Origin of the sequence: Pseudactinotalea terrae (genome assembly GCF_009733845.1) — a bacterium.
Lineage (GTDB): Bacteria > Actinomycetota > Actinomycetes > Actinomycetales > Beutenbergiaceae > Pseudactinotalea > Pseudactinotalea terrae.
The window spans coordinates 1,483,029-1,502,270 of the sequence record NZ_WNXZ01000001.1; the positions used below are offsets into that span (position 1 = coordinate 1,483,029).

The following is a 19,242-nucleotide window of genomic DNA, read 5'->3' on the forward strand; positions in this document are numbered from 1 at the left end:
AGTCAACCGGTCGCTGTCCCGTCCCGGTCACCCGCGTGCTGCGCGGCGGCGCGTTCGGCTGCCCGCTTGCGCCGCTTGCCCTCGTGCATCGCGGCCACCCGTGCGACCGGGATGCCGTGACCCTCCTCGAGGACATCCCCGGGTACCTGCTGAGGTGACGGGAGGGACGCGGCCCAGGGGTCGCCGTCGAGCATGGGAAGAACGGAGCGGATGGTGAAGTCGGCGGGCACGACGCCGTCGAGGTCACCCCAGGCGACGGGGAACGAGACCGTGGCGCCGGGGCGTACCCGTGGGCTGTAGGCGCACGCGAGGGAGGCGCCGCCGGAGCGGGTGGCGTCGATGAAGACCTTCCCGCCGCGGTCGGCCTTGATGTAGGCGGTGGTGGCGATGCTCGGGTCGAGGCGCTCGGCGCGCGCGGCGAGCGCCCGGGTGGCCGCCGCGGCGTCCGGGAGCTCGACGTCGGCGACCGGGACGATCACGTGCACGCCTTTGGAGCCGGAGGTCTTGAGGGCGCCCGAGAGGCCCGCCTCGGCGAGCGCGCGCTCGACCAGTCGCGCGGTGGCGATCACGACGTCGAACCCGCTCCCTTCCGGTGGGTCGATGTCCAGGACGAGGTGGGTGACCTGGCCGGCGAGGATCTCGGTGCGCTCGCTCGGGTCGTCGGCGATCTCGGGGAGCATGAGTGTCGGGTGGTACTCGACGGCGCGCTGGTTCCCGAACCAGAGGAGGGTGCGCAGATCCTCGCAGAGCGAGTAGTGGATCTCGCGGTTGCCCGCATCGGACCACACGGTGGTGCGTCGGATGAAATCGGGCGCGTGGTCGGGGAGGTTCTTCTGCATGAAGGGTTGCTGACCGGGCCGGACGCGAACCACTGACAGCGGCCGACCTGTCAGCTCGCGCAGGATCGACCCCTGAGCGGCCTCCAGGTAGTCGATCAGGTCACGTTTGGTCGCGTCCGCGCCGCCGAACAGCGGCGCGTCGAGGTTCGTGAGCTCGACGCCCGCGCGGGTCTCGGTCTTCTTCGCCACCCGGCCAGCGTGCCACTCATCGTTCGGTGGCGCTCGAGCTCGGGACGCTCGCTGTCGCGAACCGCGATACTGCGCCGTGGTGCACGAGCAGTCCGGCCACTGAGCCCAATCCGTTGAAGAACTGACATCAACGTCACTCAGCCCGCTCGAAACGGTCGATCAAACCCCTGCTCGAAGGATCGACGCGCAGCTGCGGACCATGGCACCTCCGGTTCTCACGCACCAGGCAGTGTCATCCGCCAGCATGGGCGCATGCACATCACGATCGCGGCGAGGTACTGCGGGCCGTCGTCGTCGGGGAACGGAGGCTGGAGCGCCGGGATGCTGGCGCAAACGCTGCGTGCCTCGACGCCGGCCCGGCTCGGTCCCGTCAGGGTCCGGCTGGATGCTCCCCCGCCGCTCGACACCCCGCTGGACGTCACGATCGAGACCCTCACCGATGATGGCGGTGACCTCGACCCGGTCGCCATCCTCACCTCCGGAGGCATCACGATCGCCACCGCCACCGGTGCGCCGGACTGGCGTTCCGAGCCGCCACCCTTCGTGACGCCGAAGGAGGCAGCCGCCACCGCGGCCGGTTATGTCGACCCCGACCTGCACCCGTTCCCGCAGTGCTTCGTGTGCGGCACCGCCCGCGAACCCGGCGATGGCATGCGCCTCACCCCCGGGCGGCTCCACGAGGGCAGCACGGCCTGCCTGTGGCGCCCCGCCGACGCGTTCGGCACCTCGCCACCGGCCGAGGCCGCGGTCTGGGCGGCGCTCGACTGCCCCAGCGGCTGGACCTCGGACATCCTCGGCCGGCCGCTCGTGCTCGGCACGATGACGGCCGAGATCCTGCAGCTGCCGGATCCGCAGCTGAGCTGCGTCGTCACCGGCCGGATGGACCGCAGCGAGGGCCGCCGCACCTGGACCTCGTCGGCCCTGTGGAGCCCCGGCGGTGAGCTCCTCGCCCGGGCCGAGCACATCTGGTTCGCCGTGGACGCCGCGACCTTCAACGCGATCCTCGCGGGCTGACCGTTCAGGTGAGCAGCAAGCGCTCGATGCGTTTCGCCGTCGCCCAGATCCCCACGGTGCCGAAGATCGCGAGGTACGCGACGTGCACGAGCAACCCCGCGTGCAGGTCGCCCAGCATCAGGCCGCGCACGAGATCGACCCCGTGGTACAGCGGCGTCGCCTGCACCACCCACTGCAGCGCGGCCGGGTAGGTCGACAACGGGTAGAACGTGGCCGAGAACAGGAACATCGGCAGGATCGCCAGCTGCACGTACTCCAGGTGGGTCCAGCTGCTCATGTAGGTCGTCGCCGCCATGCCCACCGAGGCGAACGCCAACCCGATCAGGGTGCAGGCGGGGATCGCGAGCAGCGCCCACCAGGAGTGCACGAACCCGCCGATCGCAGCCACGGCGAGGAACGCCGTCGAGTAGATCAGTCCGCGCAGCAGCGCCCACGAGATCTCCCCGATAGCGACGTCGGTCGGCCGCATCGGGGTGCTGAGCGCGGTGTCGTAGGTCTTGGCGAAGCGCAGCTTCCAGAACACGTTCTGGGTGGAGTCGTACACGGCGCCGTTCATCGCGGAGGTCGCCATCAGCGCGGGTGCCACGAACACCCCGTAACCGATCGCGACGCCGTCGACCATCACATCTCCCACCAGCGCGCCGATGCCCACCCCCATCGCGAACAGGTAGAACACGGGCTCGAAGAACCCGGAGACGATCGTCAGCCAGAAGTGCCGGGCCGCGCGCGCGTTGCGCTCCACGAGGGCGAGGGGCAGCGCGAACGCGACCGGGAACGGAATCCGGGACCGACGGCGATCGCTCACCTCCTGCGTGGTGGTCACCATCACGCTCCCATCCGGGAGCGGAGCGCACGCACCCCGAGCAGGTACCCGCCCACGGCCCACAGCAGCAGGTAGGCGATGTGCAGGAGGTAGCCACCCAGGTCGAGCACGAACGGCGATCCGGGGCCGAGAGCGGCCGCCCGGGTGAGCGCGCCCGCATGCGTGAGCGGCGAGACCCACGCGAGCGCCTCCAACCAGGCGGGCAGCTGCGAGATCGGGAAGAACGTCCCCGAGAACAGGAACAGCGGCATGATGACGAACCGGCTGAGCACGTTGTACCCCTGCTCGGAGCGCACCCGGCAGGAGTAGAAGTACACGGGCATCGCGAACGCGAGCCCGCCGAGGATCGCGAACACCACGGCACCGAGGACGCCCCAGCCGGACAGCGCGCCGAGCGCGATCGACACGATCGCGAACACACCCACGGTGGTCGCGACCCGGATGGCCGCGTACACCACGTGCCCGCGCACGAGATCCTGCACCCGCAGCGGGGTCGCCAGCATGGCCTCGTACGTGTGGTGCCACTTGATCGCACCCATGACCGGGAAGGTCGCCTCCCCGACGCCGGTCTGCATCGCCTGCGCCGCCAGCAGCCCCGTCGCGACGAAGGCCAGGTACGGCACGCCCTCGACCGCCGTCCGCTCCCCCGAGTCGATCAGCGAGCCGAGCCCGATGCCCATGCCCGCGAGGTACGCGAGCGGGGCCAGGAAGGAGGAGATGATCGTGCCCTTCCAGACCCGCTTGTACACGGCCATCCAGTACGCGAGCACCGAGAGCCAACCCCCGCCCGGCGGGCTCTCGACGGCGGTGCTCACCCCGGCCGGTGTGGTCGCCGTCATTCGATCAGGCTCCGCCCGGTCAGGCGCAGGAACACGTCCTCGAGCGAGGCGCGGCGCACGAGCGAGGACATCGGGTGCACGCCGCGCGCCGTCACCTGCTCGAGCGCAACGTCGCCGTTCTCGACATACAGCAGCAGCCGGTCGGCGAGCACCTCCACCCGGGCGCCGATGCCCTCGACGTCGGCGGCCCGCTCGGCGTGGTCCGCCACGTCGAAGCGCAGCTCGAGCACCTCCCGCGAGGCATGCTCGGCGATCAGCGCCCGTGGCGAGCCCTCCGCGACGATCCTGCCCTTGTCCATCACCACGAGCCGGTCGCAGAGCTGCTCGGCCTCGTCCATGTAGTGCGTGGTCAGCACCAGCGTCACGCCCTCACGCTTGAGCCGGAACAGCCGGTCCCACAGGATGTGCCGGGCCTGCGGGTCGAGACCCGTGGTGGGCTCGTCGAGCAGCACGATCTGCGGGGTGTTGATCAGGCCGCGCGCGATCGTGAGGCGTCGTTTCATGCCGCCCGAGAGCTTCTCGACGATCTCGTCACGCTTGTCCACCAGCTGTGCGAACTCCAGCAGCTCCTCGGCGCGTGCGCGCACGGTCGCGCGCGGCAGCCCGAAGTAGCGGCCGTACACCAGCAGGTTCTCGAAGACGGTCAGGTCCGCGTCGAGCGCGTCCTCCTGGGGGACGACGCCGAGCCGTGCCTTGATCTTGCTCGCCTGGCTGGCAGGATCCATCCCCAGGATCCGGATCGTGCCACCGCTCGCGGGCGAGGTGCAGCCGATGATCTTCATCGTCGAGGTCTTGCCCGCCCCGTTCGGGCCGAGGAACCCGAACGACTCCCCCGGCGCGACCTCGACGTCGATGCCGTCCACCGCCGTGAAGTCACCGAACGACTTCCGCAGCCCGACGGCCTTGATCATGGGTTCACTGGCCACCGGGGAACGCTAGCAACTGTGGTGACGCGCGCTGCGCTACTGCAGCCGGGCGAGCACGAGATCGGGCGCGGATCCGTGAGCAGCCGAGGCGCGCCAGCCGATCAGGGTCCCGGAGCCCTCGGCGAGGTCGGCCTCGACGGCGGCCTGAGGCTGCCGGTCGAGGATCACGTCCACACCCGCGCCACCGGTCCCACGCACGAGCAGCGTCTTCGCGACCTGCTCCGTGGTGCCGTCGTCGAGGGAGCGCTCGAGGTCGGCCTCGCTCCCCTGCTGCTCGATCACCGAGCGCAGCACCGCGAGGTACACCGGGTCGCCGAGCGCGTCGTACACGTAGCGCGTGCCCAGCACGGAGTGCTCGAGGGTCCCGATCAGGTGGGCGCCGCCGCCGTCGAGCGCCTCAGCGCGATACGTCAACGGCACCTGCCAGGCCACGCCGTCGTCACCGGTCGCCAGCAGCATCGTCTCGATGCCGACCTCGCCGGCCGGGTCATCGAAGCGGTAGCTGGCCACCGGGCGCGGCGCGGCGGGGTCCGCGCCGTCGTACCAGGGCTGCTGCGGGAGCCAGGCGGCCACGATCTCGGCCTTGGAGGGAACGAGCGTTGCCTTGTGGAGGATCGCCATCCGACCAGCGTAGACGTAGGTCAGCGGCGCTTCGGAGGTTGCCGGCGGTGATGCCAGCGGAGCTCGTCGGGTAGCTGCTGGGCGTCGCAGATGGCATCCCACACCTCACGCGGCGACTCGCCCTGGGCCAGCGCCTGCTCACCGGTGCGGTGCTCGAGCGCGCCGAGCACGAGATCGGCGGCCACCGAGGACGCGCGGGCGCCGAACGCCGCCTCCATGGCGGCCCAGAACTCCGAGTGCTTCATCGCGTGCGCCGCTCGGCGAGCCCCTTGACGTACGCGGCCTGCCCGACGTGCGCGGCGCACTCGTCCATGACGCTCACGAGCCGGACCGCCGCGGTGACCGGCGGGTCCCACGAGGTGTCGACCACGCGCTCGAGCTCGGCCCCGGTGAGGCCCTCGAGGTAGCGGCCGGTCGCCTCGCGCACCGCGCGGTGGTACGCGAGCAGCTCGGCAGGGGGCGTGCGTACCTGTGCGACGTCGGCGCTGCTCTGGCCGTATCCGTGCACCTCCGGCGCGAAGGGCAGCGCGAAACGGTCGTAGAAGCCCTGCGAGGTCCACACCTGCTCGGTGCCGGCGAGGCCGGCGACGTGGTCGTCCTGAACACGCGAGAGGTGCCACAGGAGCCAGGCGATCGTGTTCGCCTCGGCGTCGGGACGCCAGGTCGCATCCTCCTGCGACAGGTCCGCCGCGACCGCGGCGACTCTCTCGGCCACCCGGTCGAAGGCATCGGAGAGCATGGCGCGGAGGTGTTCGTCGGCGGTGTGCTCACTCATGGCAACCATCCTCGCGCATCGCGCTGACATCGCTCCCGACCGCGGGTGTCGGTCCAGGGTGACACGATGAACCGATGAGCGCTCCTGCCGACCCGTTGGCGGGGTTCAGCGCGCCTACGCGCACGTGGTTCTCCGGCGCCTTCGAGGGCCCCACGGCCGCACAGGCGGGTGCGTGGGATGCGATCGCCTCGGGTGAGCACGCGCTCGTCGTCGCCCCCACCGGCTCGGGCAAGACCCTCGCCGCGTTCCTCGCCGCGATCGACCGGCTGCTCACCGAGCCGACCCCCGAGGACCCGGCGCACCGCTGCCGGGTGCTCTACGTCTCGCCGCTCAAGGCGCTGGCAGCGGACGTGGAGCGCAACCTTCGCTCCCCGCTGGTGGGCATCGGCGCGGCCGCGGCGGCGCAGGGGCTCGCACCCGCCGATGTCCGTGTGGGCGTGCGCACCGGCGACACCCCCGCCAACGAGCGCCGCACCTTCGCGAGCAAGCCGCCCGATGTCCTCATCACCACGCCCGAGTCGCTGTTCCTCGTCCTCACCTCGGCGGCCCGCGCAGGCCTGGCCGGTGTCGAGACGGTGATCGTCGACGAGATCCACGCCCTCGCCGGCACCAAGCGTGGCGCCCACCTCGCCCTCTCGCTCGAACGCCTCGATGCGCTCCTCGACCGTCCCGCGCAGCGCGTCGGGCTATCGGCCACGGTCAGGCCGGTCGAGACCGTCGCCTCGTTCCTCGCGGGATCCCGAGCACTGTCCGACGGTGGTCGCACCACCCGGATCGTCCAGCCGCCGTCGAGCAAGGAGCTCCAGATCGATGTGGTGGTCCCGGTCCCCGACCTCGCCGACATCCCGGGCACCCCGGTGCCCGACGGCGGCCCTGACCTCTCGGGCTCGGCCGCCGGTCCGCTCGTGGTCGAGCAGCCGACCACGGGCTCGATCTGGCCGCACGTCACCGAGCGCGTCGTCGACCTCATCACGAGCCACCGCTCCACGATCGTGTTCACCAACTCGCGGCGCGGTGCCGAGCGCCTGACCGCGCGGATCAACGAGGTGCAAGCAGGTCGGCTCGCGGCCGAGCGCGGCGAGGAGACGGAGCTGGATGCCGGGGCGGCCTGGCCGGCCGCCACGCAGGCGCAGTCGGGCGCGGGCCTGGCGGTGCCCGCGGACGCCGTGATCGCCCGCGCCCACCACGGCTCGATGAGCCGCGAGCAGCGCACGAGCATCGAGACGGCGCTCAAGACCGGCACGCTGCGGTCGGTGGTCGCCACCAGCTCGCTCGAGCTCGGCATCGACATGGGCGCCGTGGACCTCGTCGTGCAGGTCGGTGCACCGCCGTCGGTCGCGAGCGCGCTGCAACGGATCGGGCGTGCCGGGCACCAGGTGGGGGCGGTCTCGCACGGTGTGGTGCTGCCCACGCACCGCGGCGACCTGCTCGCTGCGGCGACGTCCTCGGTCCGCGCCCGCGATGGTCACATCGAGGCCGTCAGGATCCCGGCGAACCCTCTCGACGTGCTCGCGCAGCAGATCGTCGCCATGGTGGCGCAGGAGGACTGGGAGGTGAGCGAGGTCAAGGCGCTCGTGCGGCGGGCGGGCCCGTTCGCCCAGGTGAGCGACGCCGTCGTCGACGGGGTTCTCGACATGCTCGCGGGGCGCTATCCCAGCGAGGACTTCGCCGAGCTGCGACCACGGATCGTGTGGGATCGGGTGGCCGGCACGATCAGCGGCCGCCCGGGCGCACTGCGGCTCGCCGCGACCAGCGGTGGCACGATCCCGGACCGCGGCCTGTTCGGCGTGTACGTGGTGGGCACCGACTCGGCGGCCGCGCGAGGCGGGCGGCGCGTCGGTGAGCTCGACGAGGAGATGGTGTACGAGTCGCGCGTGGGCGACACGTTCACGCTCGGCTCCTCCACCTGGCGGATCGAGGACATCACCCCGGACCGGGTGCTGGTCTCCCCCGCCCCGGGGCTGCCCGGCAGGCTGCCGTTCTGGAAGGGCGACGCCCCCGGGCGGCCCGCCGAGCTCGGCGCAGCGATCGGCGCGATGATGCGCGAGGTCGCCGAGGCCCGGTTCGCGCCGGGCTCCCTCGACGGCTGGGGCCTCGACGACTGGGCACGCGACAACCTGCTCGCCTACCTCCGCGACCAGGAGGAGGCCACCGGGCGGCTCGCGACCGACAGGGTGGTCGTCGTCGAGCGGTTCCGCGACGAGCTCGGCGACTGGCGCGTGGTGATCCACTCGCCCTACGGCGCCGAGGTGCACGCGCCGTGGGCGCTCGTGCTGGCGGCGCGGCTGCGGGAGCGCCTGGGCACCGACGTCGCGGCGATGCACTCCGACGACGGCATCGTGCTGCGGCTGCCGGATGCCGAGGCCTCGTGGGACACCGAGTGGGACGACGCCGCACCCCGGGATGTCGCGGTCACCGCCGAGGATCTCCTGCTCGACCCCGAGACGCTCACCGCCGAGGTGGTGGCCGCGCTCGGCGGCTCGGCGCACTTCGCCGCCCGGTTCCGGGAAGCCGCGGCGCGTTCGTTGTTGCTGCCGCGGCGCCGCCCTGACCGGCGGCAACCGTTGTGGCAGCAGCGCCAGCGCAGCGCGCAGCTGCTGGCCGTCGCCGCCGACTACCCGGACTTCCCCGTGGTGCTCGAAGCGGTGCGCGAGTGCCTTCAGGACGACTTCGACGTCCCCGCCCTGGTGCAGCTGATGACGGATCTGCGCGCACGCCGGATCCGGGTCGTCGAGGTCAGCACGCCCTCACCCTCACCGTTCGCGCAGTCGCTGCTGTTCTCCTACGTGGCGCAGTTCCTCTACGAGGGTGACGCCCCGCTGGCGGAGCGTCGCGCGGCTGCGCTGACCCTGGATCCGAGCCTGCTCTCGGACCTGCTCGGCGAGGGCCTCACCGACGTCGCCGACCTGCTCGACGTCGGAGCGCTCGCCTCGGTCGAGGCCGAGGTCGGGTTCCGCACCGAGCGCGTACGTGCCAAGGATGCCGAGGGCATCCTCGACCTGGTCCGCCTCCTCGGCCCCCTGCCGACGGCGGAGCTCGCCGCACGGGCGCTCGAGCCCGAGTCGGTCGAGGGCTGGCTGCTCGAGCTCGCGGCCGCGCGGCGGGTGATCTCGGTGCGGGTCGCCGGTGAGCAGCAGTGGGCGGTCGCCGAGGATGCCGGGCGACTGCGCGACGCGCTGGGGGTCCCGTTGCCGGTGGGGCTCCCCGAGGCGTTCCTGGAGCAGGCGCCGGAGGCCCTGACCGACCTGGTCCGGCGGCATGGGCGCACGCATGGGCCGTTCCGCGCCGGCGAGGTCGCGGCGAGGTTCGGGCTCGGGGTCGGCGCGGTGCTGCCGGTGCTGACGCGGCTGACCGACAAGGGCGTGCTCGCCGAGGGCACGCTACGGCCGGTCGATGCGCACACTCCTGCGAGCGCCGCGCTGCCGGGACCTGACTACTGCGACGCCGAGGTGCTCCGGCGGATCAGGCGGCGCTCGCTCGCCGCGCTGCGCGCCGAGGTGGAGGCGGTCCCGCCTGCGACCCTGGGTGTGTTCCTGCCGCTGTGGCACCACGTGGGCAAGCTGCGCGGCGTCGATGGTGTGGCCGCGGCGGTCGAGGCGCTCGCCGGCACGCCGGTGGCGGCGTCGGCACTCGAGGGCCTGATCCTGCCTGCCCGCGTGCGGGACTACTCCCCCGACCTGCTCGACGAGCTCACGAGCGCGGGCGAGGTGGTGTGGGTCGGTGCGGGCTCGGGGCCGGGCGCCGATGGCTGGGTGACGCTGCTGCCAGCCGACGCTGTCGCCGATCTCGCACCCGATCTCGGCGATCTCACCCTCACCGACGTGCACGAACGCCTGCTCGATGCCCTCGGGACCGGCGGCGGCCGCTTCGCCCGCGACGTGATCGCGCAGGTGCAGGCGGACTGGGCCGGACCGGCAGACGCCCCAGCGGGGTCCGCCGTCGTCGACGCGCTGTGGGAGCTGGTCTGGGCCGGCTGGGTCACCAACGACACGCTGGCGCCGCTGCGGGCTCGGCTCGGCGCGACCCCACGGCCCGGCACCCGGTCGAACCGCCGGCCACGCCCGCGTTCGCTGCGCACCACGGCGCTGCGCACGGCGGCCCTGGGGGCGAGCCGCGCCTCGGTGAGCGGGCTGGCCACCCCGCCGGACGCCGTCGGCAGATGGAGCCTGGTGGGAGGCCGCGCCGATGACGCGCGACGGCGGGCCGCACGGGCACTGTCGTTGCTCGACCGCGACGGGCTCGTGGTCCGCGGCACCGTGCCCGAGACGCTCACCGGTGGGTTCTCCACCGTGTACACGGTGCTCTCGAGCGCCGAGGAGAACGGACAGGTGCGCCGGGGGTACTTCGTCGAGGGGCTCGGGGCAGCCCAGTTCGCGCTCCCCGACGCGGTGGAGTCGCTGCGCACGGCGGCCCGTGACAGCGCCGCCGCTCCCGCGATGCTGCTCGCCGCGACCGACCCGGCGAACCCGTACGGTGCGGCGCTGCCCTGGCCGGAGCCGGTCGGGCTGCTCGAGGAGCGCAGCGGGCACCGACCCGGGCGCAAGGTGGGCGCCAGCGTGGTGCTGGTCGGCGGCACCCCGGCGCTCTACCTCGAGCGCGGCGCCAAGACGCTGCTGTCGTTCACGGGCGACGAGACCACGCTCGCAGCCGCTGCCACCGAGCTGGCCGCCCACGCCCGCGCGGGCTCGCTGGGCCGGTTCACCGTCAGCAAGACCGACGGCGGCTCGGCCCTGGCTGCGCAGCCGGCGTTGAGCAACGCGCTCACCAACGCCGGCTTCATCGCGACCCCCCGAGGGTTGCGGCTGCGGCGCTGACCCGTGGGGATGCTGCAAGGTCGGGCGGTCAACGTTGTCGGGGGCCGCCCTCGCCACCGCCCGTGCCCGGTCGCTAGCCTCACCGGAGCGAGGCATCCGGCCTCGCCGCACCTCGAGGAGCCAGATGACGATCGCAGCAGCACCACGCCGGGTCCCCGTCCTTGCCGACCTCGGGACGAGCTCGCGCGTTCGCGATGCCGGGCTGGTGCTCGGCGGCACGCTGCTGATCGCCGTCTTCGCGCAGCTGGTCGTGCCGCTGCCGTTCACGCCCGTGCCGTTGTCGTTGTCGACGTTCGCGGTGCTGCTGACCGGGCTCGCGCTCGGGCCGCTGCGCGCGCTGCTGAGCACCACGCTGTACCTGGTGCTCGGGACTGTCGGCGTGCCGATCTTCGCCGAGCAGGGATCGGGCTGGGCCTTCGCCTCGTACGGGTACGTGATCGGATACGTCGCCGCAGCTGTCCTCGCCGGTGCCGCCGCGCGGCGGCGCGCGGACCGCTCCCCGATCGGCACCATCGGCGCAGCGGTGCTGAGCACCGCCGTGATCTACGTGCTGGGGGTGCCGTGGCTGATGGCGGCCCTGCAGATCGGCCTGCTCGAGGCGCTGGCCCTGGGCGTGGTGCCGTTCCTCGTGGGCGATGCGATCAAGGCGGTGGCAGCCGCGCTGCTGCTGCCCGGCACCTGGCGGCTGCTGCGCGCGAGCGGGCACGGTGCCCGAGGGTGACGTCGTGCTGCGCACCGCTCGCCGCCTGACCCAGGCACTCGCGGACGGCCCGCTGGTGCGCGCGGAGCTGCGGTGGCCGAGCGTGGCGGGCGCGAACCTGGTCGGGGCGCAGGCGCTGGAGACCGTGAGCCACGGGAAGCACCTGCTGACCCGCTTCGACGATGGCCGCACGCTGCACACGCACCTGCGCATGGAGGGCACCTACCAGATACGACGCACGCTGCCGCAGCCACAACGGTGGCCGCAGCACACGGTCCGCGTGGTGCTCGCGACGAGCCGCTGGACGTGTGTGGGCATCTCGCTCGGCATGGTCGACCTGGTCGCCACCACACAGGAGAGCAGCGTGATCGGGCATCTGGGTCCGGATCTCATGGCCGACGACGTCGACGTCGCCACGGCGGCCGCGAACCTGCGCGCGCAGGGCGATCGGGCGATCGGCGAGGTGCTGCTCGACCAGCGAGTGGCTGCAGGGATCGGCACCATCTACACGGCCGAGACGCTGTGGCTGCACCGCATCAACCCGTGGCTGCCGGCGAGCGAGGTACCCGACCCCGAAAATGTGATGAGCACAGCGGCGCAGATCATGCGCTGCAGCGCCGATGCCCCGTCGATCACCGCCACCGGCGACCCACGGCCAGGGCGCGGCACCCATACCTACGGGCGTGCGAACCAACCGTGCCGCCGCTGCGGAACGCCGATCCGGGAGGGTCGGCTCGGGCAGCCGCCGAGCGACCGGGTGACCTACTGGTGTCCTCGCTGTCAGGCGCGCTGACGTCGGCGTCGCCACCAGCAAGAGCGCCCACCCACCCGGACGGGTGAATGGGCGCTGAGGCTCAGTGGCCAGAAGCTCAGTGAGCGGCGGCGAGCTCGTCGTGAGCGACGTCGCTGAAGTCCGGGGGCAGCGCATCGGGGATGAGGATCCCCTCGAGCAGTGCCACTCGGTCGGAGACCTCGCGCAGCACGACCGAGACCGGGAGGTCCAGGGCATCGCAGATCGAGAACAGCAGCTCCGACGACGCTTCCTTCTGGCCGCGCTCGACCTCGGAGAGGTATCCGAGCGAGACACGGGCGGCGGACGAGATCTCACGGAGGGTCTTGCCCTGGCGCTGGCGGGCAGCGCGGAGCACGTCCCCGATCTGTTGACGGAGCACGATCATCGGCTTGCCCTCCCCTCGTTCCTTCGTCGTGGTCTTCGACGCCTGCGGCGCCGGGATGGTCCTACGGTACATCGGCGAGCCGACAGATGCGTTCTTCAGATCACTGTTTCGGCGGATGGGACGGAGCGTTCCCGTGTATCGCGGCGGCAGCGTGTTCTTCATCATTACCGATTCCAACGCCAAGCACCGCCGCCTTGTTCCCTCAGTCGAGGACGGCGCCGCGGAGCAGCGCAGTGGCCGCGAGCACGGTGGCCTCGCGCAGCTGATCCCGGCCACCGGCCAGCCGCAGCGGCCTCACGAAGGCGCGCTCCGCCGTCGTCACGGCGATGAAGATCGTTCCCACGGCCTGGCCCGACTGGGTGGCGGGTCCAGCGACACCGGTGGTGGCGACGCCGACGGCGGCGCCGAGGCGGGTGCGGACGCCGTCGGCCATCTGCCGGGCCACGAGCGGATCGACCGGGCCGCGCTCGGCGAGGAGGTCGACCTCGACGCCGAGGAGGCTCGCCTTGAGGTCGGTCGCGTAGGCGACAATGCCGCCCCGGACCACGGCCGAGGCTCCGGGGACGGCCACGAGGTGGGCGGTCAGCGCGCCGCCCGTGAGTGATTCCGCGACCGCCACGGTCAGACCGGCATCGGTCAGGCAGCGGATGGTCGCCGCGGCGCTCATCGCTTCGTGGACTGGCCCGTGCGGACGATGCGGAAGGCCTTGACCACGTAGTCGACGGCGGTCACGACAGCGATCAGCGTGGCGGCGTAGAGGATCGCCATGCCCAGCCAGTACAGCCAGGAGCCGACCTGCTCGCCCAGAAGGCCGACCCAGTCGACCGTGAGCACGGACAGCGCCACCATCTGCAGCACGGCCTTGATCTTGCCGCCGCTCGAGGGAGCGATCACCTCGCGGCGGGAGAGCCCGGACTTGAGCGCCATGATCCCGAACTCGCGCACGATCATCACGATCGTGACCCACCACGGCACCTCGCCGATCATGGAGAAGATCACCAGCGCCGCGACGACGAGGATCTTGTCGGCGAGCGTGTCCAGCATGGTGCCGAACTTGGTGATCAGGCCGCGGGTGCGCGCGATATGGCCGTCCCAGCGGTCGGTGAGCGCGGCGACAACGAAGACGATGCAGGCGCCGATGCGGGATCCGACGGTGTCCTGCGCGAGCAGCACGCCGTAGACCGGGACCAAGAGGATGCGGACCATCGTGAGAGCGTTCGGCAGGTTCCAGTTCGACACCGTGGGTGCCGACACCCCCGACTCGCGTTCCTGGCTCACCTGGTCAGGGTAGCGGCGTGACCTGACGGCGCGGACCTCGACGCCGTCGCGGGCGCCGGGACGCCTACACTCACTCGGGTGCCGCAGCCGCCTGCCCGACGCCCGCGCAAGAAGCGTGGGATCACCCGCATCCCGCCCGCTGTCCGGCTCCCGCTGACACTCGTGCTCGTGCTTGTGCTGGCGATCGGTGTCGGCGCGATCGCGCTGCTCGGGCCGTGGAACGACCGTGGCGACGGGTCACCCACGGACGCCGGCACCACGCCGCCGGAGGAGCCGACGCAGACCACGGAACCCACCGAGGAGCCGACCTCCGAGGAGCCCACGACCCCTGCCGTCCAGGACGCGGTCTTCACCATCGGCGCCGTCGGTGACGTGCTCCCCCACGACACCCCGATCGCGACCGCGGCCGCCGACGCGGAAGGCGGCGGCTACGACTTCCGCCCCATGCTCGAGGCGACACGGCCGTACAGCGAGGGTGTGGACCTGATGCTGTGCAACTTCGAGGTGCCGCTGTCGCAGCCTGACGAGCGCCCCTCCGGCTATCCCTCGTTCGGTGCGCCGATGGAGCTGGTGGGCAACCTCGCCGATCTCGGCTACGACGGCTGCTCCACCGGCACCAACCACACGCTCGACCGTGGCGCGGACAACGCCGAGTACACGCTCGACGTCTTCGACTCCAGCGGCCTGGGCCATGCCGGCTCTGCACGGTCGCAGACCGAGGCGGACGCCCCGCAGCTCTACGAGATCGAGCGCGGCGGCCAGACGATCACGGTCGCCCAGCTGGGCGGCAGCTACGGCACCAACGGCATCCCGATCCCCGGCGACGCGCCGTGGGTCATCAACACCTTCAGCCCCGACATCATGAATCCGGGCAACTACGACCCCAGCGAGCTGATCGCGCAGGCGACCGCGGCGCGCGAGGCGGGGGCCGACCTCGTGGTCGCGACGATCCACTGGGGCGTGGAGTACCAGCTGTCGCCGAACGTGGAGCAGACCGCGATGGCGCAGGCGCTCGCCGAGTCCGGTCAGATCGACCTCGTGGTCGGCACGCACCCGCACGTTCCCCAGCCGTTCGCGAAGCTCGACGGCGGCCCCGACGGCTCGGGGATGTGGGTCGCATGGTCGTTGGGCAACTTCATCTCCAACCAGGACTCCAACTGCTGCATCAGCGAGACCGCCACCGGGCTGTTCATGACGGCGACCGTGACCGCTCCGGCCGACGGCCCCGCCCGCGTCAGCGGGATGACGTGGACCCCGATCACGGTCGACCGCGTGGGCCAGCAGCGCGCCTATCCCCTGCTGGACCTGGTGAACGGTGACCGGCCGGGTTTGCTGGCGCTGTCGGAATCGACGTTGCAGCAGCGGCTCTCCGAGGTCGAGGCGATCATGTCCGAGTCCACCGGGGGTGACTTCCCGGTGCTCGACGCGCCCTCGGTCCCGACCGGTGAGCCGCCGTCGGTGATCCCCCGCCCCCGCTGAGCCGCCGGCGGGCTCTCTGCCCTGGGCTGCTCGTGGGACGAAGTCCACGCTCGATGCCATGGCAACCGGTTGCTTCGCGGGTTCAGCAGCGTCGAGCGTGGACTTCGTTCCACATCAGCGTGGACGCACCGAGAACAGGTCGCCCGGGGTGCAGCCGAGCACGTCACAGATGGCGGTCAGCGTGGTGAACCTGATCGCGCGCCCGCGGTCGTTCTTGAGCACCGACAGGTTGACGACCGTGATGCCCGTCGCCTCCGCCAGTGCCGCGAGGGTCATCCCCCGCTCCTCGAGCAGCCTGTCGAGGTGACACACCACCCGGTGCTCGGGGACCTCGTCAGATGACACCTTCGGCGTCCTTCTCGAGCCTGGCGCCATCCTTGAAAGCCCAGCGCAGCGCGAAGGCCACGAACCCGAGCGCGAGCGGCAACCAGAGGATCCGTGGAAGCTCGGTACCGATCCCGGTAGACGTCACGCCGCCGTCGTTGCGCACCGCATCGGCGAACGCCCAGATCTCGACCTCGATCCGCCAGAGTGCGAGCACATCGAGGGCGAGCACGATGAAAGAACCGACGACGAGCAACCACCCGATGCGCCCGAGGCCGCGCTGAACCTCTGCGCCGAACGACCTGCCATCAGCGATCTCGATGAGCACGCGCATCAGCAGGAATGCAGCGGCGGCGAGCATCAGCGCCTGGGCGAGACCGGGCGCAGCGGCCAGGAATCTCACCCAGGCAGGCAGGTCCAGAACCGTCATGGTGGCGTCGCCAGGCTGCTCGAACTGCAGCAGCTGCGGGAGAGAGTCGAGCTCGCGCGGATGGTCCGGTCCGTTGATCATCCAGACGCGACCCCAGACGAGCGAGGCGGTACCGAGCACGCCCGACAGTGCGGCGAACACCCCTAGCACCGAGACCAAGCGCGCTGGCCACAACGTCGCGCGCTGACGCTTGTCGCGATCGCGCCCCACCTCGGAAAGCAGCTGATCTGCCGAATCGTCAGCGTCCGATCGCACCGTCGACCCCCATATCGTTTTTCGTTGTTATCGAAGAACGATATGGCAGACAGGCGTACGTCACAAGGCCTCGCGCCGACACCTCAAGAAGCGGCCCGGGGTCGTTCGGCGCGCGTCCGTGCACCACACTCGTGTCCAGATGTGCCGAAACCAGGGCTACGCAGCCGATCACGCGATCTGGCAACGAGTCTGGTGCACCTCTCGGGTGACGCAGCGCCGTCAGCGGCGCTCGGTGAGGCTCCAGGCGTCCTCGGAGTCCTCGTCACCCTCGTCACCGTCGTGATACTCGACGGCGACCGGCGGGTCGTCTGCGCGCTCGGCCCAGTCGCCGTCGTCGTCAGCGCCCTCGTCGCCACCGCCGCGCGCCGGCCCCGGACCGTCACCGCGGAGCATCGCGAGCGTGGCGGCGAGGTCGTCGGGCTGCACGAGCACGTCGCGCGCCTTCGAGCCCTCCGAGGGGCCGACGATCTCGCGCGACTCGAGCAGGTCCATGAGCCGGCCAGCCTTCGCGAACCCGACACGGAGCTTGCGCTGCAGCATCGAGGTCGAACCGAACTGCGTGGAGATCACGAGCTCGGCCGCCTGGATCAGCAGCTCGAGGTCATCACCGATGTCCTCGTCGACCTGCTTCTTCTGAACGGCGACCGCGACGTCCTCGCGGTACGTCGGCTGCATCTGCTCCTTGACGTGCTGCACGACGGCGTGCACCTCGGACTCGCTGACCCAGGCGCCCTGCACGCGCATCGGCTTGCTCGCGCCCATCGGCAGGAACAGCGCATCACCCTGGCCGATGAGCTTCTCGGCGCCGGGCTGGTCGAGCACGACCCTGGAGTCGGCGAGCGACGACGTCGCGAACGCCAGGCGGGAAGGCACGTTGGCCTTGATCAGCCCGGTCACCACGTCGACCGAGGGTCGCTGGGTCGCGAGCACCAGGTGGATGCCGGCCGCACGAGCCAGCTGCGTGATGCGCTGGATCGAGGCCTCGACGTCGCGCGGGGCCACCATCATCAGGTCGGCGAGCTCGTCGACGATCACCAGCAGATACGGGTAGGGCGTCAGCACCCGCTCCGAGCCCGGCAGCGGCTTGACCTTGCCGGCGCGGATCGCAGCGTTGAAGTCGTCGAGGTGCTTGTACCCGAACTGCGCGAGGTCGTCGTAGCGGGCGTCCATCTCGCGCACCACCCAGTCGAGGGCCTCGGCGGCCTTCTTGGGGTTGGTGATGATCGGCGTGATCAGGTGCGGGATGCCCTCGTAGATGGTCAGCTCCACCCGCTTGGGGTCGACCAGAACCATCCGCACCTCCTCGGGGGTGGCACGCATCATGATCGAGGTGATCATCGAGTTGACGAAGCTCGACTTACCGGCGCCGGTCGCCCCGGCGACCAGGATGTGCGGCATCTTCGCCAGGTTGGCCACGACGTAGCCGCCCTCGACGTCCTTGCCCACACCGATGACCATCGGGTGCTCGTTGCGGCGCGCGGGCGCGCTGCGCAGCACGTCGCCGAGCGCGACCGTCTCACGGTCCGCGTTCGGGATCTCGATCCCGATCGCCTTCTTGCCAGGGATCGGCGAGAGGATGCGGACGTCGGCGCTCGCGACGGCGTAGGCGATGTTCTTGCTAAGCGCTGTCACCCGCTCGACCTTCACACCCGCGCCGAGCTCCACCTCGTACCGCGTGACCGTCGGTCCACGGGTGAACCCGGTGACCTGGGCGTCGACGTCGAAGTCGGTGAGCACCGCCGTCAGCGCCTCGACCACGCGGTCGTTCACCGCCGAACGCGTCTTGTGCGGCGCGCCCTGGACCAGCGCCTCGTCGCTCGGGAGCGTGTACACGAGGTCGGGAGCCAGCGTGAGCTGCTCAGCGCGCTGCGGCAGCGGCGTGGTGGGAGGCGGTGTGAGGTCCTCCTTGGTGTTGGCGGGCTCGTCGATGACCTCGGTCAGGCCTGAGACGTCGACAGGTGCCTCCCTGTCGTCTGCGCGCGCGAAGGCCTCGTCGCCCGTGAACGCGCCCCTCTCGACCTCGGGAGCCTTGTCCGCCTTGCGCTTGCGCGGCTTCTTGGCCGGTCGCTCGATCTCCTCGTGCTCGAGGGCGTCGATCGCGCCCTGGTCGTCCTCGTCGTCGTCCTCGACGTCCTTGCCGCTGACCCAGTCGATCGCCTGGCGGAAGCGCCTCGGGATCGCGGCCACCGGCGTCGCAGTGACGACCAGCAGCCCGAAGATCAGCAGCAGCGCCAGCACCGGCACGGTCACGTACACGGTCAGCGCGGTCGAGAGCGGGTTCGCGGCTACCCATCCGAGCACACCACCGGCGTCGAAGACGTCCTGCCAGGCGGGCGGGTCCGGGAGACCGTTGGCGACGGCGAGGAACCCGGCGATCGCCGTCGTGATGGCTGCGAGGCCGATCGTGATGCGCCCGTTGACCTCACCGCGATCGGGGTGACGCATCAGTCGGATCGCGAAGAACAGCAGGATCAGCGGCACGACGATCCCCAGCATGCCCACGGCACCGGCGATGGCGGCGTGGATGATCTCGCCGGCGGTGCCGGACAGCCCGAACCACTCGCGTACGGCCACCACCACAGCGAGGCCGAGCAGCAGGAAGGCGAACCCGTCGCGCCGGTGCGCGGGGTCGAGGTTCTTGGCGCTGGAGCCGACGCTACGCGCGGTGCCGCCCGCGACGTGCGCGGCACCCATCCAGATGCCCTTGAAGATCCGTACCGGGAGCGCGGGCTTGTCCGACCGCGCGGGCGGTCGGTTG

At 71.5% G+C, this 19,242-nt stretch carries 18 protein-coding genes; 5 read left to right on the forward strand and 13 right to left on the reverse strand.

The genetic code is table 11. The features are described from left to right. Positions 1-2 precede the first annotated feature (2 nt). Complete coding sequence (locus tag GPA03_RS07265; RefSeq protein WP_156251226.1) at positions 3-1,028, reverse strand: DNA polymerase domain-containing protein; 1,026 nt, start codon at positions 1,026-1,028, stop codon at positions 3-5. A 252-nt stretch (positions 1,029-1,280) separates the two neighbouring features. On the opposite strand from GPA03_RS07265, the gene GPA03_RS07270 reads away from it, so the two are divergent. Further along, complete coding sequence (locus tag GPA03_RS07270) at positions 1,281-2,042, forward strand: hypothetical protein (protein ID WP_156251227.1); 762 nt, start codon at positions 1,281-1,283, stop codon at positions 2,040-2,042. A gap of 4 nt (positions 2,043-2,046) precedes the next feature. On the opposite strand, the gene GPA03_RS07275 is transcribed toward GPA03_RS07270, so the two are convergent. Genes GPA03_RS07275 through GPA03_RS07300 form a run of 6 tightly spaced genes read right to left on the reverse strand, consistent with a single transcriptional unit; the run spans position 2,047 to position 6,026 of the window. Beyond that, positions 2,047-2,868 carry an ABC transporter permease gene (locus GPA03_RS07275; protein ID WP_156251228.1) on the reverse strand — a complete coding sequence of 274 codons (822 nt, stop codon included), beginning with the start codon at positions 2,866-2,868 and terminating at the stop codon, positions 2,047-2,049. Further along, entirely contained in the window at positions 2,868-3,704 is an 837-nt protein-coding gene (locus tag GPA03_RS07280; RefSeq protein WP_156251229.1) for an ABC transporter permease, read from the reverse strand. The genes GPA03_RS07275 and GPA03_RS07280 overlap by 1 nt, the downstream gene beginning before the upstream one ends. Then, the gene (locus GPA03_RS07285; RefSeq protein ID WP_156251390.1) at positions 3,701-4,615 is read right to left on the reverse strand and encodes an ABC transporter ATP-binding protein; all 915 of its coding nucleotides are present in this window, start codon (positions 4,613-4,615) and stop codon (positions 3,701-3,703) included. Before GPA03_RS07285 ends, GPA03_RS07280 begins: the two co-directional genes overlap by 4 nt. 51 nt (positions 4,616-4,666) lie before the next feature. Next, entirely contained in the window at positions 4,667-5,251 is a 585-nt protein-coding gene (locus tag GPA03_RS07290) for a CG0192-related protein (RefSeq protein WP_156251230.1), read from the reverse strand. A gap of 20 nt (positions 5,252-5,271) precedes the next feature. Further along, on the reverse strand, positions 5,272-5,496 hold the full coding sequence (locus GPA03_RS07295; RefSeq protein WP_156251231.1) for a DUF3046 domain-containing protein: 225 nt from the start codon (positions 5,494-5,496) through the stop codon (positions 5,272-5,274). Continuing rightward, a complete protein-coding gene (locus GPA03_RS07300) occupies positions 5,493-6,026 on the reverse strand; it encodes a mycothiol transferase (RefSeq protein ID WP_156251232.1) in 534 nt (177 codons plus the stop codon). The genes GPA03_RS07295 and GPA03_RS07300 overlap by 4 nt, the downstream gene beginning before the upstream one ends. Before the next feature lie 74 nt (positions 6,027-6,100). On the opposite strand from GPA03_RS07300, the gene GPA03_RS07305 reads away from it, so the two are divergent. The 3 genes from GPA03_RS07305 to GPA03_RS07315 all read left to right on the forward strand — a co-directional run bounded on the left by GPA03_RS07305 (position 6,101) and on the right by GPA03_RS07315 (position 12,333). After that, the gene (locus tag GPA03_RS07305) at positions 6,101-10,840 is read left to right on the forward strand and encodes an ATP-dependent helicase (RefSeq protein WP_156251233.1); all 4,740 of its coding nucleotides are present in this window, start codon (positions 6,101-6,103) and stop codon (positions 10,838-10,840) included. 124 nt (positions 10,841-10,964) lie between these two features. Beyond that, positions 10,965-11,561, forward strand: coding sequence for a biotin transporter BioY (locus GPA03_RS07310; RefSeq protein ID WP_156251234.1), 597 nt, complete (start codon positions 10,965-10,967; stop codon positions 11,559-11,561). A 4-nt stretch (positions 11,562-11,565) separates the two neighbouring features. Next, a complete protein-coding gene (locus GPA03_RS07315; RefSeq protein ID WP_241681118.1) occupies positions 11,566-12,333 on the forward strand; it encodes a DNA-formamidopyrimidine glycosylase family protein in 768 nt (255 codons plus the stop codon). Between the two features lie 76 nt (positions 12,334-12,409). On the opposite strand, the gene GPA03_RS07320 is transcribed toward GPA03_RS07315, so the two are convergent. The 3 genes from GPA03_RS07320 to pgsA form a co-directional block, all read right to left on the reverse strand. After that, the gene (locus tag GPA03_RS07320) at positions 12,410-12,718 is read right to left on the reverse strand and encodes a helix-turn-helix domain-containing protein (RefSeq protein WP_156251391.1); all 309 of its coding nucleotides are present in this window, start codon (positions 12,716-12,718) and stop codon (positions 12,410-12,412) included. 202 nt (positions 12,719-12,920) lie between these two features. Continuing rightward, positions 12,921-13,385, reverse strand: a complete 465-nt coding sequence (locus GPA03_RS07325; RefSeq protein WP_156251236.1) for a CinA family protein — start codon at positions 13,383-13,385, stop codon at positions 12,921-12,923. Beyond that, positions 13,382-13,996, reverse strand: coding sequence for a CDP-diacylglycerol--glycerol-3-phosphate 3-phosphatidyltransferase (gene pgsA / locus GPA03_RS07330; protein ID WP_241681119.1), 615 nt, complete (start codon positions 13,994-13,996; stop codon positions 13,382-13,384). Before pgsA ends, GPA03_RS07325 begins: the two co-directional genes overlap by 4 nt. A gap of 78 nt (positions 13,997-14,074) precedes the next feature. Here pgsA and GPA03_RS07335 point away from each other — a divergent pair, with 78 nt between their 5' ends. Next, complete coding sequence (locus GPA03_RS07335; protein WP_156251237.1) at positions 14,075-15,475, forward strand: CapA family protein; 1,401 nt, start codon at positions 14,075-14,077, stop codon at positions 15,473-15,475. 114 nt (positions 15,476-15,589) lie between these two features. On the opposite strand, the gene GPA03_RS22820 is transcribed toward GPA03_RS07335, so the two are convergent. From GPA03_RS22820 to GPA03_RS07350, 3 genes are all read right to left on the reverse strand, one after another. Beyond that, complete coding sequence (locus tag GPA03_RS22820; protein ID WP_156251238.1) at positions 15,590-15,850, reverse strand: helix-turn-helix domain-containing protein; 261 nt, start codon at positions 15,848-15,850, stop codon at positions 15,590-15,592. Further along, positions 15,810-16,370 (reverse strand): DUF2975 domain-containing protein, encoded by a 561-nt coding sequence (locus tag GPA03_RS07345; protein WP_156251239.1) that lies wholly within the window; start codon positions 16,368-16,370, stop codon positions 15,810-15,812. The genes GPA03_RS22820 and GPA03_RS07345 overlap by 41 nt, the downstream gene beginning before the upstream one ends. 333 nt (positions 16,371-16,703) lie before the next feature. Beyond that, the gene (locus GPA03_RS07350; protein ID WP_241681120.1) at positions 16,704-19,178 is read right to left on the reverse strand and encodes an FtsK/SpoIIIE family DNA translocase; all 2,475 of its coding nucleotides are present in this window, start codon (positions 19,176-19,178) and stop codon (positions 16,704-16,706) included. Positions 19,179-19,242: the final 64 nt, after the last annotated feature.

Bases quoted from the DNA above. Each gene is read 5' to 3' on its own strand.
- GPA03_RS07320 (WP_156251391.1), bottom strand. From the start codon at position 12,718: ATGATCGTGCTCCGTCAACAGATCGGGGACGTGCTCCGCGCTGCCCGC.
- GPA03_RS07285 (WP_156251390.1), bottom strand. From the start codon at position 4,615: ATGATCAAGGCCGTCGGGCTGCGGAAGTCGTTCGGTGACTTCACGGCG.
- GPA03_RS07270 (WP_156251227.1), top strand. From the start codon at position 1,281: ATGCACATCACGATCGCGGCGAGGTACTGCGGGCCGTCGTCGTCGGGG.
- GPA03_RS07305 (WP_156251233.1), top strand. From the start codon at position 6,101: ATGAGCGCTCCTGCCGACCCGTTGGCGGGGTTCAGCGCGCCTACGCGC.
- GPA03_RS07310 (WP_156251234.1), top strand. From the start codon at position 10,965: ATGACGATCGCAGCAGCACCACGCCGGGTCCCCGTCCTTGCCGACCTC.
- GPA03_RS07300 (WP_156251232.1), bottom strand. From the start codon at position 6,026: ATGAGTGAGCACACCGCCGACGAACACCTCCGCGCCATGCTCTCCGAT.
- GPA03_RS07350 (WP_241681120.1), bottom strand. From the start codon at position 19,178: ATGGGTGCCGCGCACGTCGCGGGCGGCACCGCGCGTAGCGTCGGCTCC.
- GPA03_RS07280 (WP_156251229.1), bottom strand. From the start codon at position 3,704: ATGACGGCGACCACACCGGCCGGGGTGAGCACCGCCGTCGAGAGCCCG.
- GPA03_RS22820 (WP_156251238.1), bottom strand. From the start codon at position 15,850: ATGGCGCCAGGCTCGAGAAGGACGCCGAAGGTGTCATCTGACGAGGTC.
- GPA03_RS07325 (WP_156251236.1), bottom strand. From the start codon at position 13,385: ATGAGCGCCGCGGCGACCATCCGCTGCCTGACCGATGCCGGTCTGACC.
- GPA03_RS07295 (WP_156251231.1), bottom strand. From the start codon at position 5,496: ATGAAGCACTCGGAGTTCTGGGCCGCCATGGAGGCGGCGTTCGGCGCC.
- GPA03_RS07290 (WP_156251230.1), bottom strand. From the start codon at position 5,251: ATGGCGATCCTCCACAAGGCAACGCTCGTTCCCTCCAAGGCCGAGATC.
- GPA03_RS07275 (WP_156251228.1), bottom strand. From the start codon at position 2,868: ATGGTGACCACCACGCAGGAGGTGAGCGATCGCCGTCGGTCCCGGATT.